The sequence below is a fragment of the Leptospira yasudae genome (genome assembly GCF_003545925.1).
Lineage (GTDB): Bacteria > Spirochaetota > Leptospiria > Leptospirales > Leptospiraceae > Leptospira > Leptospira yasudae.
The window spans coordinates 14,373-29,029 of record NZ_QHCU01000009.1; the positions used below are offsets into that span (position 1 = coordinate 14,373).

Below are 14,657 nucleotides of genomic sequence, written 5' to 3' on the forward strand. Positions count from 1 at the left end.
ATTCAAAATTATGAATAAACGGAATCGACTCGGAGAATTAGGCGTCGTCATACGCGATTTTTTAAGTTCTCCTAAGATTCCCAACTTTATCGAGCTTCTGGAAAAGGGGCTCGATAAGGAACTCTTCTACGATCCGGAAAAAACCAAACCGGAAATTCCGATCGAAGATTTGCCGGTCGATTATCGTTTGCGCGAATCCGGCTTTGTCCGAAAGACATACGAAAAATTTTTTCCCGTTTCCCATCTGTTTCGCATAACGCATCGATACGACCGCGAATATCTGGACAACTTTATGCCCCTCTCCGCCGAAAAATACATCGGTCGCGGTTCGTATAAGTTCGTTTATGCGCTTCCTTGGAATCAGGTCGTAAAGATCGGAAAGTCCAAACTTCCCTCCGACCCGATTTTCGGTTCCTTATACAAACACGTGAAGAAGAATCTGGATCGTTATCTCAAACCCGAAGAGATTCAACTCATGGATTTTTTGAAATCCAAAACATGGACTAGATCGGCAAAGGAAGACATTCACTTTAAGTTTGCGCGTTTGGGTTTGGAACGTTTGCACTACTGGAAATTAAAATCGCTCATTCCGGATCTCGTGTTACCCACTCGTTATTTTATGGGGCTTAGAGCCAGAACGACTCCGTTCGGAATTCCGATCTTCACGTTGACTCCTTGCGACAATCAGAACCTTCTTCCCGGAAAACATTTAAAAGAGTTCATCCGCTTGAACGAGAAGGTGAGACAGAATCCGTTTCAGGACGCATTCTTTCCGAAATGGAAATTGAACTTCGATACGCATAAGTTCGGAGTCATCAGCCGTTCAAAGCTGAAAAAGATCGCCTTGGATTTCCACCGCGTGATCGAAGTGACGAAATACCTCGCGGACGAAGAGAAGCTGATCTTCGATATCCATTCCGAAAACATCATCATCACCTTTCCCGATTTTTCTCTGAAGATTTTCGATTATCACGTTTTTGACGAACATCTCTACGAACCGAGCAAGGAGAATCCTTCGCCGGAGATCGATCATATCAACACGATCCGGGAATTCGTCCGTTCTTTCGAGCTCGGTTGAGGAAAAGTGGACGGAAGACCGTCCACTTTCGATCGTACGGCAGCCTATCGATTGCAATGCCGATCTTTTTTATTCTTTCTTGGCCGGAGTTCCGTCCACTTTCCCGTCCCACGGAGATTCATCCGGCCTGCACGACAAAGGCGTTTTGTCGGTCCATTTTTCTTTTTACAGAAAGGCCTTCCGTGGAAGAGTGGATTAGGATTCAAATTCCAAAAAGGGACCGTTAGAAATGATCGATCGTTATTCCAATCCGGAAATTTCCAAAATCTGGGAATTAGAGAACAAGTTTGAAATTTGGAAAGAAATAGAAATTCTCGCGTGCGAGATCCGCATGAAACGCGGAGAAGTTCCTCCCGAGGATTTTCAGGAAATCAAATCGAAAGCGAAGTTCAAGGTGGATGAAATTCTCGAAATCGAGAGTAAGGTTCATCACGACGTCATCGCGTTCTTAACGAACATGAACTCATACATCGGACCCGCGGGAAGACACGTTCACTACGGATTGACTTCCTCGGACATCGGCGACACCGCTCTTTGCGTTCAGATGGTTCAGGCAATGGATCTGATTCTGAAAAAAACGGACGCTTTGATCGCGGCGGTCCGCGAGAAGGCGATTCAATACAGGGATCTTCCCTGCATCGGAAGATCGCACGGAATCCACGCAGAGCCGATGACGCTCGGACTCAAGTTCGCATTATTTTTTGAAGAATTAAACCGAAATAGAAAGAGAATGGCAGACGCGCGCGACGAAATCGCGGTGGGTAAACTTTCCGGCGCGGTGGGAACGTATTCCAATATAGATCCCGAAATCGAAGCCTATGTCTGCGAAAAGATGGGACTTCGCGTGGACCCGATCGCGACTCAAGTCGTCTCGAGAGATCGTCACGCGTTTTATCTTTCCGTTCTAGGAGTAACCGCTTCTTCTCTCGATCGTATGGCGACCGAGATCCGTCTTTTGCAAAAAACGGAAGGAAGAGAAGTGGAAGAACCTTTTTCCGCGGGACAGAAAGGCTCTTCCGCGATGCCTCACAAAAGAAATCCCGTGATCTGTGAAAGAATCTCCGGTCTTTCCAGAGTGATCCGCGCGAACGTAAACGTAGGTCTGCAGGACGTCGCTCTTTGGCACGAAAGGGATATTTCCCATTCTTCCGCGGAACGGGTCGTTCTGCCGGATTCCACGATCGGTCTGGAATATATTCTGGATAAGATGCTCTTTGTAATCAAAAATCTTCACGTATATCCCGATGCGATCGAAAGAACGTTAGGCGTAACACGCGGTCTGATCTTTTCTCAAAAGGTACTTCTTGCGTTGATCGAAAAAGGGAAGATCGTACGGGAAGACGCGTATCTGATCGTTCAAGAACACGCGATGGCGGTTTGGGCGAATCAATCCGAAACCCTAAAGACGAGACTGGAAAAGGACGTTCGGGTCAACAAGGTTCTCTCGCAAAAGGATCTGGACGATATCTTTAAGATCGAGCCGTATCTCGAAAAAGTCGGACTGATCTACAAGCGTTTGGGCCTGGAATAGATGCGGGTAGGCGTTTTCGGGTTAGGGTATACGGGAGTCCGCATTTCGGAGAAGTTGCGCTCCGTTGCCGGAATCGAACTCGAGACGTTTTCGGCGAAAACCCAAATTGCAGGAACGAGAATATTCGATTTTTCGAATGCTTCTTCCCTGCGCGAGTTCGAAGCGCAGTTTCCGAAACAATCCATCGATCTTTGTATCGTTACGTTTCCGATTCAAAAACTTTCCGATCGAAGCGCTTTCCTGGGTCTTATGGATTCCGTAACCGAACGGAGAATCCTTCTGGGAACGACGAGTATTTACGCAAGAGTTCCCGATATCATCGAAACGACTCCGTTGATTCCCGATCACGAGCGATTTGCTGCGGAAGAGGAATGGCTATCGCGCGGCGGAAAGATTCTCCGGTTGTGTGGAATCTACGGACCGGGCCGCAATCCCGCCGATTGGATTCGCAAGGGACTTGTAACCAAAAGTTCCAGACAACTCAATCTAATCCACGGAGACGATATCGCAGAAACCGTTTCCCTTTTGATTTCCAAGATTCAAACGGAAGGATGGGATAGGATTCCGAAGATTCTCAATCTTTCGGACAATCAGTGGCACACTTGGAAAGAAATATTTTCCTTTTTGGAAGGACACGGAAAGATCGCAGAAGCTCCGATCCGAGAATCGGAAAGAGAGGATTGTTTTATCGACAGCGAACTGATTTCGAATCTGCTTCCTGATTTACAAAGAAAAGACTTTTGGGCAGAATTGGAAAATCTGGAAGGGATCAGTGATTAGCGAAATTACGAATATTCTCCATTTCTTTTCCATCGGCGGATTGATTTCCCTTTTGATTTTTTTCGTTTCCCGTTACTGGTATGATCTTCGGGGAAGAATCGCGGTTTGTTTTATTCTTACGATCGTTTCGTATTTGATTCTAAACTTAGACGTTCACATTCAGATTCCCTTTCTCGTTCGTAATCTACTCTTTCTAATCGTGTTGGCTCTTCCGTTTTTTTATTGGCTCATCACCTTAGCGGCGTTCGACGATCATTTCGAGATCAAAACATGGTTTTGGTTTTTGCTGATAGGCAAGCTGATCCTATCCGCGGTCGCGACTTATCCCGAACTCGGACAAATCTCGCTGCGAGGTCCGGTTGAATCCGAAAGAATTCTATCTAGAATTCTTTTGCCGTCGATATTCTCCCTCGGTTTCGTATTGGCCGCGATCATACAAACGTATATTGGAAGAAAGGACGACCTTGTAGAATCGAGGAGAACCCTTCGACAAATCCACATTCTCATCTCGGGAACGGTCATCGCGATCAACATCTTCTCGCATCTTTTTTTACGCGGAAAAGAAGTATCCGAAATCCTGGATTTGTTAAACGGACTTCTTGCTTGGGGTTTGATCCTTGCGTTTCAATTTTTGATGTTCGATTTGAAAGAAGGTCTGATTCAAAAAAGGGAAGGAGCCGCCGAAGAGGAAAAAGCGCCCGCGGTCGATCCGGTCCTACAAAAGAAACTCATCGATGCGTTTGAAAAAGAAAAGATGTATCGCTCCGAAGGTCTGACGATTCGAAGTCTCGCCGAAGAACTTCAGGTTCATGAATACAAACTGAGAAGACTCATCAACGGAAATCTAGGGTTTCGCAATTTTAACGATTTTTTAAACCGATATAGAATTCAGGAAGCCTGCGAGATTCTTCTCGATTCCGAAAAGGACGAGATTCCGGTGATTCGGATCGCGATGGATCTCGGGTATCAATCCTTGGGACCTTTCAATAGAGCCTTTAAGGAACTGACTTCTTTGACGCCCACCGAATATCGAAAAAACCGGGCCGAACCGAAAATAAACCTCAACGATTTTGAAAAAAGCAAGCTTAAATAGATCTTTACGTTCATAATGAGATCGAATCCGAGAGTCAAATCGTACGGATGCGGGGGTTGAAGAATGGAAGAATTGCTTTCGAAGGTGGGTTACTCCGGCTTTTTCGGAATCGTCTGGGGAACTTTGTTGATCCGTTATTTGCTCTTTGCGGGAACCGCTTTCTTGATCGTCTGGGTTTTCCTGAGCAAACGTCTTTCTCATAAACTCATTCAGGGAAAAACTCCGGAGCGGGAAAGAATCCTTCACGAAGTCAAGTATTCGCTTCTTACGTTCTTTGTCTTTGCGTTGTCTGGAGTATATACCGCTTGGGCTCAAGCGAACGGATACAACCTGATTTACGATAAGGTTTCCGATTACGGAACGGCATATTTGATTTTCAGCATATTCGCGTTGATCCTTCTGCACGATACGTATTTTTATTGGACGCATCGCCTGATGCACAACCAACTTCTGTTCAAACACGTCCACCTTGTGCATCATAAATCCACGAACCCTTCCCCTTGGGCATCGTTTTCGTTTCATCCTCTGGAAGCGGTGATCGAATCGGGGATTATTCCTCTCGCGGCGATGATTCTACCTTTGCACCAAGGAGCGATCATCGTATTTTTTATCTACATGACTTCTTTTAACGTCCTGGGGCATCTTTCCTACGAACTCTTTCCTTCCTGGTTTTTAAGAAGCAAGTTTACGAACTGGCACAATACGACCACGCACCACAACATGCATCATAAATACTTCAACTGCAACTATTCCCTGTATTTCAACGTTTGGGATAAGATCATGGGAACCAATCACGAACAATACCGGAACACGTTCGAGGAAGTCGCATCGAGGGTTCCCGAAAAACGGGAGAACCGAAGCTTAGAAAAAGTGGATTCCGCGGACACGGCGGCGGCATAAGCGTTCGACTCCGCTTAACATTTTCCGGGAGTGCGATTGATCGGACTTCCGTTTATTTTTGATTCGGCGGAAAGGTGATGATCGTGGTGAATCCTTCGGAGGTTTTCGATTCTTCCAGAGTTCCTTTGAGCTGATACGTAAGAAGTTGAACGAGTTCCGTCCCTAAAGAATCCTTTTTCGGTTGTGAATTGGGAAACTTTCCGGGACCGTTGTCGCTTACTTCGAGACGGGAATAACCGCGTTCGTCCAATTTGAAACTTACAGTGAGTTTTTTCAGTCCGCGGATCTTCGGGAATGCGTGCTTCATCGAGTTTGTGATGAGTTCGTTCAAGATCAATCCGAGCGGGATCAAAATCGATTGATTGAGAACGATGGAATCGCAATAGAGGGTCGTCTGCAATTCCGCCTCGTCGTATCCGAAAAAATGCATCAGATTCGAGATCAGTTTTCGGATGTAATCGGGAAGAAATGTCTGACTCTCCACGCTTTTCGAATATAACGTTTCGTGAATCATCGCCATCGAAGCGATTCGATTTTGACTGTCCTCCAAAACCTTGCGCGCGCTCGGATCGGAGGAATACTCCGATTGTAATCCGATGAGACTCGATAACACCTGCATATAATTCTTTACGCGGTGATGGATTTCGCGTAATAAAAGTTCCTTTTCCTTGAGCGAATTGCTGATCAGTTCCTCTGCTTGTTTCGGAAGTGAATAATCGATGATCACTCCCTCCAATCCTTGCAATTGTCCGTCCGGTGAAAAAATTCCGATTCCTTGTTCGAAACACCATTGGATTTTACCGTCTTTTTTTCGGATTCGATAGGTGATTTGATACGGTGTTTTCGATTCGACCGAATGAAGAACCCCCGATTCGACCTCCGCTCGATCCTCCTCCAAGATAATATCACCGAAATCTAATGTTTTCTTTCCGACGAAATCCTCCGGAGAATATCCCGTAAGTTGAAGACAGCCTTCGCTGATGTAATCCATCGTCCACCGCGGAGGATCGTTTTTACACCGATATACGATTCCGGAAATATTGCTGATGATCGTGGAAATCTGTCTTTCGCTTTCTCTCAGTTTTTGCTCCACCAACTTGAGGGAAGTGATGTCCACGATCATTGCGAGGGCCCCGTCGTAGTTTCCGTGATCGTCGTAAAGAGGATTGGCGGATGCGATCGCGTATTTCTGCTCTCCTTTATGATTGACGAAGTTGTATTCGGAAATCTCGGCGATTCCTTTCTTCCGCTCCTCGAGCCGTTCCGCCACGGACTTTCTCCGGTCTTCTTCCACGATATCCAAGACGTTTCGACCGAGCATCGTTTCCGGCGCTATACCGTAGAGTTCGCCGATTTTATTGTTCGCAAAGGTGGTGTTTCCGTCTTTGTCCAGAATCCAAATTCCTTCTTGAGAAGTGTCTATGATCTTTTTGTAAAGTGAATCCAATCTGTTTTCGGCTTCCTTAGACCATTCGAAATAAATGATAAGGATCGAAAGCGCGCTCATCATTCGAAAGAGTCCGCCGAGAAAAAAGCCCACGATCGCGAATTCTTCGATCGGTCTCAAAAAAGGATAATCCAAAATGTGAATTCCCCAGAGAATAAAACTCCATCCTCCGATCTTTCCTCCCTTATACCGCGTGGAAGGAAGTTTTAAAAGAATGATCCCCGAATAAATGTGCGCGCCTCCGACCAGAAAATAAATCGGGGCCGACGCGAGATCGGAACCTTGGAAATAAATTTCTTCCAGAAAGACCCAGACAACGCCGATCAAAAGCGGTGTATAGATCCATTTAGGGAATTCCCTTTTTGTAAAGAGAAAGGCGCCCGAGAGCAGAAAGAACGCTCTCGTAACGTCGGCCGTATGCGTAAGAATCGAAATCCATTCGGTCGGTCCGAAAATCGATCTCATAAGATTGCCGAAAAGGAACAGTAGTTGAAAAAACCAGGAAAGAAGCCAAAAGAGAAGGAATTTATGTCTTTCGGACCAATACAGAAATAAATAAACAAGATTGAGGATAACGACCGTCGTTAAGGAAAAAAGAATGGAAGGAAAGATCCACGACGATTGCATATCGGCTTAAAACTGAGGTCAGGTTAAACCGGACTTCAGCTTTCGCGCAATTCATTTTCTTTCCAAAACGATCTCGTTCTTTCGGCCGTGCAGAATTATAAATTGAAATTTATTGAATCGAGTATTCTCGGAGGCAATAATTTCCCGAAGGATGTTTGTATTCCTTTTTGAGAGTCGTGCTTTTGCCCACTGCAGCCGCGCGAATCGCAAACTTATCCATCAATTCCTTTTGTCCGCAAGTAGGCGCGATGACAAGCGCCGCGGAGAATTCTTCCCAAGACTTCCATTTGTGTCTGGAATCGTTTCTATATTTTCCTTTCGAGAAGGTTTTCATCCTCATCAGAAGATCGATTTCCGAAGCGATCAATCTTCCTTTTTTGTCGAAGTTGAAATCCTCGTGAAATCCGTTGAATACGATGTATTTTCCTTCCGGAGAAATCTTCGCCGTTAAGTCGCGCGCCGGTTGAAATAGATCCGCCTGAAATCCTTTCAGGCAGAAATACTGAACCTTCTCAAAGCTGGCCCGCAAGAGGCCGCCTTCCCGCACATAAAGACTTCCGCTCAAAACGAACACGACCATTCCGAGTCCCGCCGCGGCGTAGGAAATCGGTTTGGACTTGTCTTCGATAAAGCGAAAGATCCAAAGAGCAAAGACGGTGAACAACGCAGGCAACGGAGGGAACACGTGTCTGAGCTGTTTGTTGCCGGTGGTCGCATCGATGATGATATATTGTAAAAATAGAATACACGTTACCGCGACTAAAGGATCCCGTAGCGTCTGCACGGCCGAGGCAAGGAAGCCTTTCTTGCCTTCCCGAATTCTCGATTTAAAAAACCAAAGAATGAGCGCGATCACTCCGAAGAAAAAGATACGGAAGATCCAAGGTTCCTGGAATACGTGACTGACGGGGCTTGTCGTAGTAGGGGAAGAAAACAACGCGAAGATAAAACTCTTCACGTATTCGTTTACGATCATCTGCGCGTTGATGAGACTCATGACGCGGTCCGGGTTGGCGAAGATCCAAGCGAGAGAAGGCGCGATCGCGTAGGCGTATAAAACCCGGATGGAGGAAGGAGCGATTTGTTTCCACTTCTCCCTTTGCGAATATAAGAATAAGTTGAAGTCGATGAACAACAAAACGGTGCAATAGTAGATGATGAGTTTGAACTGTCTCTGATCCAGATTCAGATTCGTCACGACGCGCAATATTGGAAGCGATAACACCAGCAAAACGACGAGAATGACGAAAATTCTCCGCAAACCTTTGTATCTCTGCGTCAAAGAAAACTTTAGAATTTCGGAATATTCTTTGGGTTTGGAAGCGACCTCGTAGATGAAGATCGCGATAAAAAGAAGAAGTCCATACGGATATTTCGTGAAGAACAAGCCGAATAAGGAAAGAAAAACGGACCATTCCATTCTATCCTTTTTGGCGAACTCGGTAAGAAAGACGTTCTCTTCCGTATGAAAATAAATCTTATAAAGAGTATAATACGTCCATAAAAGAAAAAACATTCCCTGCGTTTCGAGCATCGACGAAAGGCTGTAGGACGGAGCCTCGGTCGTATGCAACGTCAAAGCCAGGGTTAGGATCGCGGTCAGACCTGCTTTTAAAAACGAACCCGTGATTTGATAAACGACATAGAGAATCGTGGGAAAACAAAGAACGTAAAATACGAGACCGAGAAAGGAATCCTTCCAAGTGATCGGCATGTCTCCCGGAGTCAAAAGAAGAAGCAGCGAAAGAAGAGAGCGTAACGGAGGCCAGGTCGGGGATTCTAAAAACGGAAAGAAGGCCCTCCAGAGTTTGAAATCCCGAAAGTCCTGGTATTGATCCAGAACCACGTTGAGACGGATGTTTTCATCCCAGGTCAAAAGATCCTTGAGAGTGCAGGTGCGGATAAAAATTTCCCAATTGCGGAAACCCATATAAAACGCGAGTCCGAGGGAAACGACACACAGAAGGATGCCCAGGAACTTGAATTTATCTTGTTTCATATTCTTCTCCGGAGCGAACTCCCGCGTTTTAGGATTTCTTTTGGATCGATTTCCGTTTTGGGGAAACGCTGGAATACACGTTTTCGATCACATACAAGGGTCTGTTTTTCGATTCGTCGTTGACCCTGCTTAAGTATTCTCCGATCATCCCGAGCGCCAAAAGTTGGGTTCCGCCTAAGATGAGCACGACGATCATCATCGAACTCCAGCCGGTGATCGTCTCGGAAGTGAAAATTCTCAGATAGATGACGAATAACGCATAAATCGCTCCGCCGAACGCCGTGAAAAAGCCGAGATACGAAGCTAGTTTGAGAGGAGCCGAGGAAAAGGAAGTGATTCCGTCTAACGCGAATTTAAGCATCTTTCCTACGGAGAATTTCGTGACTCCTTCGAAACGTTCCTCTCTTTCGTATTCGAGACCGGTCTGTTTGAAACCGATCCAGGAAATCAAGCCGCGGATATAACGGTGTTGTTCCCGCATCGTGCAGAGAACGTTCGTCACTCTTCGGCTCATGATTCTAAAATCCCCCGTGTCGATCGGAATGTCGAACCGAGTGATCTTCTTTAGAATTCTATAAAATACGTGGGCCGTAAAAAGTTTGAACCAGGATTCGCCCGGCCTTTTTTTTCGTTTCGCGTAGACTACGTCGTATCCTTCTTGAAGTTTTCCGTAGAGGTCGCTCACGAATTCGGGCGGATCCTGCAGATCTCCGTCCATCACGACGACCGCGTCGCCGAGCGCCGTGTCGATTCCGGCGGTGATCGCGGTTTGATGTCCGTAATTTCTGGAAAGATTTACGAGTTTATAACCGTTCGTCGATCCGCAGAATTTTTTCAATACGTCGAAGCTTCCGTCTCTCGAACCGTCGTTTACGAAAAGAATTTCAAGATCGTCTTTTTTGAAAGAATGTTCGGAGGCTAATCGGTTTTGCAGAATGCCCAGCCTTCTCGTGAGTTCGGGAATGGTTTTTTCTTCGTTGTAGATGGGAATGATTACGGAAAGGAGAGGAGGTCTTTCGGCCATAAGATATACCCGTAAGAATCGTAGGAGTCGGCTTTTTGTCCAGAATTATTCCCTCGTTTCAAAGCGACTGGTTTTTGACCGGATTTTTGGTGCTCTGCCGAAAAATTCTCTTTACAAATTGCCAGGAAATTAAACTATACTTGCATCCAATATCCAAGTCAGGGTTATGAAAATCAAAGTCACCACTAAAAACGACGTCCACATCATCAAGATTGAAGGGCCGATAAAAGCGGGAAATGAGTTCGAGTTAGGTCAGAAAATCGAAGAGTACATTTCCAAAGGTGACGTTCCGAAATTTATCATCGATTTGAAAAAAGTTCCCTTTATTAACTCCGCCGGACTCGGTATGTTTTTGAATATATACAAACATATCGACGGCTTAAAAGGAAGAATGGTTTTTACGAACTTGAATTCCGATATCGAGAACTTAATGGAGATTACAAAACTCGCCAGCATCTTTGAAATTTATAAGACTCTGGAAGAGGCTCTTGAATCTTTCGAATACTGATTCGTTCAGAAGTCGTGGAAACTTTCAAACGTCATTTCCAAAAGCATAGACGTCTCTATTTTTCCCTTCTTAGTCTATTATTTATTTACAAACTGATTTTCAATCGATTCACGGGGCAGTGGATTCTTTCCAAGGCTCTCGAAGGATCGATTCGGGGAAGTGCGAGTTTTACCGTAACGAAGTTCTCGCTTTTGTACGGAATCGCACTTGAAAATCTTCTTTTAAAATCGGACGGGTCCTTCGAGGAAAGACCGGTTCTCTCGGCAAAAGAAATCGAACTCTCATACAATCTGCCCTGGGTTTTTTTCGGAAGAGCCAAACTCTCGCGCGTCGCGGTCGTCGGATTGCAGGTCGACCTCTTACAAAAAAAGGGAGAATGGAATCTCGCGAAATTATTCGCTTCTTCCTCGCCCGCGCCTCCGCAAAAGGAAGAACCTTTCTCTCCTTTGGAAGAGATTTCGACCTACATTCCCGTCAGCGCGTATCTGGGTCTCGAACTCAAGGATATCTTTGTTCACGTCTCTTCTGAATCCGGGGCTTCTTCGTATAAGGCGGGGATCGACGGATTCAACCTCGGATTGGAATTGGATACGGTTCGTTTTCGAAAGATTCCTTTGGACGTTCGCATTTTGCAGTTAGTCGACGCAGTTCGCTTTAAAATGAATCCGGAAAAAACGGTGCGCGTTTATTTTGAAGACAACTCTAAGTCTTTGGATCAACCGTTTCGTCTCGGTCTTGAATTGTCCCGCGACGATTCCATCCCTGGAGGAATGCTCGTTTCGAAAGCGGACATCGGTTCGGATTCGGTTCCGATCCGGGTTCGCAATCAGCTTCTCGCACCGTTCGGATTCGGTCTCAAATACCAACTCGGTTATCTCGAAAAAGAAGACAAACTCAAACTCGATCGTCTCGAACTCAAGGTCAATGAGGACGTTTGGTTGTCCGGAGCGGGAGAAATCGCGGGAGTTTCCTCCAAGGAAAGAAACGTTCAGTTCTCGATTTCGAAATCTTCGATCCGTTTAAAACCGCTTTCCGATTTTTTATCCACGATCCCCGGAATTCCAAAGATGCAGCTGGATGGAGAATTGCGTCTGGCTCCGATCACGATTTCCGGAAAAGACACGCGTTTGAAAGTTTCAGCCGATCTTTCCGCGAAGGATTTGTTCGTATCGATCGGCGGGAAGAATCACAGGATTCCCGAACTCAAAATCGTGGCCGATTCCATTCTTCATCCTCTTACGGAAGAGTCGCCTAACGCCGGTAAGCCGCTTCCCATTCTGGAGAATCTAGAACTCAAAGAATTTCTCGTAACCTACAACGGAATCGGGCTCGCCGCTACGGGGAGCATCACTCGCGGTTCTCAAGTCGATTTGGATCTTGCGGTTCAGAACCTCAATCTGACCGATTACGTGAAGACGCTGAACGGAATTCTCGGGTTGCAGATGAAGATCGGCGGAACATTCCATTCTTTGAATGCGAATGGGGCCGTTCAACTTGCGGGGTTTCGGTTTCCGATGGGAAGAGGAAAATCCGCTCCGATTCCGGTGAATCTGGATTTAAAATCCCAGATTCAATTCGGAAAACCGTTCGTGCCCGATATCGTCCGTCTGGATTCTCTATCGCTGATCACGAAAGGAACCGAAGGAAAGGAATCCCTTTCGATCGCGACGCAGGGAAATTTGTTTTTGACGAAGGGTTTTCGGATGAATCTCGCTTCCCTCGTTTTAAAGACGGAACTGGATCGTTTGACTCCGACATTGCCCCTTTCTCTTCGTGAAAGTCTTGTGCCGGTTCGGAACAATCTCGGAAATAAGATTACTCTAACGGGCGCGGTCGATTATTCCATCGTAGACGGAGCGCAGTCGATCTTTGGGAAACTTCTTTTTGACTTACCGGGGATTCAGGTCCGCGACCTCAAGGCCGATTTGGACGTAAAGATCGCCAAGGATTCCTCCATCGCGTTGCAGAAGTTCGATCTTACCGCGTTCGAGTCCAAATTCAAGATGGAAGTCGCGGGAAATCTACGCGCCGCTTCCAAAAACGAAGAGGGAGTTTTCGGAAATCTGATTCCCGATCTGAAAGGAAGCATCGTTTTAAAATCCGAAAAGATCGCGTATCTCTTTAAAGGAATCAGTTTCGAAGGTTTGTTTGCGATTCAGTTTCGTCTGAAGAATTCCATCGCCAACGGAAGTCTTCTTTCCAAAAACTCCAACTTCGGTTATGCGAACGCGTTTTGTCCCGGAGAGGAATGTAAACTCTATCAGATCGAAGGTCTGAACGCGGAGTTTCCGTTCGTTCACGACCTTTCCTTGAAGACTACGCAGAATCTCATCGAAGGGAACAAGGAAAAGTTCATCAAAACCTACGGGAGAATTCCGGTTCCGAATCTCACGATCAAACAGATCGTCGGCACGCATCCTTCGATCAGCGGAATTCCGTTCGACTACGTGAAACCGAAAAACGGCCAACCCGGTTTATCCGCGCGCATAGACTACTCGGAGAACTTTCTTAAATTAGAATATTTGAAAGTGTTTACCCTCGACGGTTTGGTGAACGGAAAGGATATTCTCGTAAACGTGGGGGAAGGAAAACCCGAAAAGATGGAGTTCAGCGCGGTCGTTCAGATCAAGGACATCGATCTCAAACAGCTTCTTCCTCCGAAAAGCAGATCCAAGATCGACGATGGTAAGATCAAGGCAGACCTCAACGTTTCAGGGAGAAATCTCGCGGACCCGATTCCGAACATCAATCTGTTTTTCAGCGTCTTTCAAATCGGTCAGGACTTCGCGAAAAGCGCGGTGAACATCTTCACTCCTTCGAATATCTTCACGGATTTTATTTACAACAGCTACGCCGTGGATAAGATCGAGGTCGAATTGTCGAAAGGACTCGTCTACGCAGTCATTCAGTTTAAACGTTCCATTTTAAATACGATCATCAATTTGGAAAACAGTCAGATATCCCAGCAGAGAATGCCTCTTGCGAACTTTCTCAAAAGAGCGAGATCCGAAATCGATACGTATCAGTAAGGAGACCAGGATGAAGCCCTCGATTCTCAATCAAAAAATTCTAATATTCTTATCCTTTGTTTTTGCAGCCTTTTTTTCGGGCTGTATCATCAAATCGCCGTTGATCACCTTTACACAGACGCAGACTTCTTCCGAAAAACAGATGATCGGAGAGGATCGGATTCTGGAAAAGGACGGATGGCTCATCTCTTCAATCAAAACCTCTTCGGCCGGTTCCGAAATTTGGAAAAAGGATTTTTCAGGGGACAACTACGCGGGAGGCGATAAGAATATTCTAATGTCCTTAAGGGCTCTCGCGTATCTCGCGCCCGAAATCAAAACTTGGAAAGAAGAGGGATTTTTAGCGGAGGGTTTGGACGGTAAGCTGAGAATCAATCCGGCTTCTTCCGAAGCGGGAATCAAGAACGAACTTTCCAAGAAGGATGTGAAGTCCAGAATCGATTCTCTGATCGCGCTTACAAACGATCACAGAAGCAAGGTAGTCTCTTCTCGTGCAGGCGGGGAACAGAAAGGCGCCGTGGCGTCCAAAGAAAGCGCGGAACATCTCAAAACACATCTCGAACAAACCTGGTATCGCCTTGTGGAAACGGGAGAATTCTACGAAAAGACTCCCGGTAAATGGGTGCGGAAGGAATAGTTCC

Annotated in this window: 11 protein-coding genes; 8 read left to right on the forward strand and 3 right to left on the reverse strand. The window is 46.0% G+C overall.

The window, feature by feature from the left end; all coding sequences use genetic code 11:
• Nucleotides 1-10: 10 nt before the first annotated feature.
• The 5 genes from DLM76_RS19990 to DLM76_RS20010 all read left to right on the forward strand — a co-directional run bounded on the left by DLM76_RS19990 (nt 11) and on the right by DLM76_RS20010 (nt 5,382).
• Nucleotides 11-1,078 carry a hypothetical protein gene (locus DLM76_RS19990; RefSeq protein ID WP_118966336.1) on the forward strand — a complete coding sequence of 356 codons (1,068 nt, stop codon included), beginning with the start codon at nt 11-13 and terminating at the stop codon, nt 1,076-1,078.
• Nucleotides 1,079-1,307: 229 nt separating this feature from the next.
• Nucleotides 1,308-2,609: an adenylosuccinate lyase gene (purB, locus tag DLM76_RS19995; RefSeq protein WP_118966337.1), complete on the forward strand. Its 1,302-nt coding sequence runs from the start codon at nt 1,308-1,310 to the stop codon at nt 2,607-2,609.
• Nucleotides 2,610-3,389 (forward strand): Rossmann-fold NAD(P)-binding domain-containing protein, encoded by a 780-nt coding sequence (locus tag DLM76_RS20000; protein WP_118957699.1) that lies wholly within the window; start codon nt 2,610-2,612, stop codon nt 3,387-3,389.
• Nucleotides 3,382-4,482 carry an AraC family transcriptional regulator gene (locus tag DLM76_RS20005; RefSeq protein WP_118957700.1) on the forward strand — a complete coding sequence of 367 codons (1,101 nt, stop codon included), beginning with the start codon at nt 3,382-3,384 and terminating at the stop codon, nt 4,480-4,482. The genes DLM76_RS20000 and DLM76_RS20005 overlap by 8 nt, the downstream gene beginning before the upstream one ends.
• Nucleotides 4,483-4,545: 63 nt before the next feature.
• Complete coding sequence (locus DLM76_RS20010; protein ID WP_118966338.1) at nt 4,546-5,382, forward strand: sterol desaturase family protein; 837 nt, start codon at nt 4,546-4,548, stop codon at nt 5,380-5,382.
• Between the two features lie 52 nt (nt 5,383-5,434).
• On the opposite strand, the gene DLM76_RS20015 is transcribed toward DLM76_RS20010, so the two are convergent.
• The 3 genes from DLM76_RS20015 to DLM76_RS20025 form a co-directional block, all read right to left on the reverse strand.
• Nucleotides 5,435-7,294, reverse strand: coding sequence for a sensor histidine kinase (locus DLM76_RS20015; RefSeq protein WP_158586406.1), 1,860 nt, complete (start codon nt 7,292-7,294; stop codon nt 5,435-5,437).
• 271 nt (nt 7,295-7,565) lie between these two features.
• A complete protein-coding gene (locus tag DLM76_RS20020) occupies nt 7,566-9,455 on the reverse strand; it encodes a hypothetical protein (RefSeq protein ID WP_118966340.1) in 1,890 nt (629 codons plus the stop codon).
• Nucleotides 9,456-9,483: 28 nt separating this feature from the next.
• Complete coding sequence (locus DLM76_RS20025; RefSeq protein ID WP_118966341.1) at nt 9,484-10,479, reverse strand: glycosyltransferase family 2 protein; 996 nt, start codon at nt 10,477-10,479, stop codon at nt 9,484-9,486.
• 166 nt (nt 10,480-10,645) lie between these two features.
• Between DLM76_RS20025 and DLM76_RS20030 the strand changes: the two genes are divergently transcribed.
• From DLM76_RS20030 to DLM76_RS20040, 3 genes are read left to right on the forward strand one after another with little or no spacing between them, the layout of a single operon-like run.
• Complete coding sequence (locus tag DLM76_RS20030) at nt 10,646-10,987, forward strand: STAS domain-containing protein (RefSeq protein WP_000695903.1); 342 nt, start codon at nt 10,646-10,648, stop codon at nt 10,985-10,987.
• A 14-nt stretch (nt 10,988-11,001) separates the two neighbouring features.
• Complete coding sequence (locus DLM76_RS20035; protein ID WP_118966342.1) at nt 11,002-14,016, forward strand: LIC_11026 family protein; 3,015 nt, start codon at nt 11,002-11,004, stop codon at nt 14,014-14,016.
• Nucleotides 14,017-14,026: 10 nt separating this feature from the next.
• The gene (locus tag DLM76_RS20040) at nt 14,027-14,653 is read left to right on the forward strand and encodes a DUF1318 domain-containing protein (RefSeq protein WP_167450808.1); all 627 of its coding nucleotides are present in this window, start codon (nt 14,027-14,029) and stop codon (nt 14,651-14,653) included.
• Nucleotides 14,654-14,657 lie beyond the last annotated feature (4 nt).

Excerpts from the sequence above, each read along its gene's own strand:
- DLM76_RS19990 (WP_118966336.1), top strand. The coding sequence starts at position 11 with ATGAATAAACGGAATCGACTCGGAGAATTAGGCGTCGTCATACGCGAT.
- purB (WP_118966337.1), top strand. The coding sequence starts at position 1,308 with ATGATCGATCGTTATTCCAATCCGGAAATTTCCAAAATCTGGGAATTA.
- DLM76_RS20000 (WP_118957699.1), top strand. The coding sequence starts at position 2,610 with ATGCGGGTAGGCGTTTTCGGGTTAGGGTATACGGGAGTCCGCATTTCG.
- DLM76_RS20010 (WP_118966338.1), top strand. The coding sequence starts at position 4,546 with ATGGAAGAATTGCTTTCGAAGGTGGGTTACTCCGGCTTTTTCGGAATC.
- DLM76_RS20015 (WP_158586406.1), bottom strand. The coding sequence starts at position 7,294 with ATGAGATCGATTTTCGGACCGACCGAATGGATTTCGATTCTTACGCAT.
- DLM76_RS20020 (WP_118966340.1), bottom strand. The coding sequence starts at position 9,455 with ATGAAACAAGATAAATTCAAGTTCCTGGGCATCCTTCTGTGTGTCGTT.
- DLM76_RS20025 (WP_118966341.1), bottom strand. The coding sequence starts at position 10,479 with ATGGCCGAAAGACCTCCTCTCCTTTCCGTAATCATTCCCATCTACAAC.
- DLM76_RS20030 (WP_000695903.1), top strand. The coding sequence starts at position 10,646 with ATGAAAATCAAAGTCACCACTAAAAACGACGTCCACATCATCAAGATT.
- DLM76_RS20040 (WP_167450808.1), top strand. The coding sequence starts at position 14,027 with ATGAAGCCCTCGATTCTCAATCAAAAAATTCTAATATTCTTATCCTTT.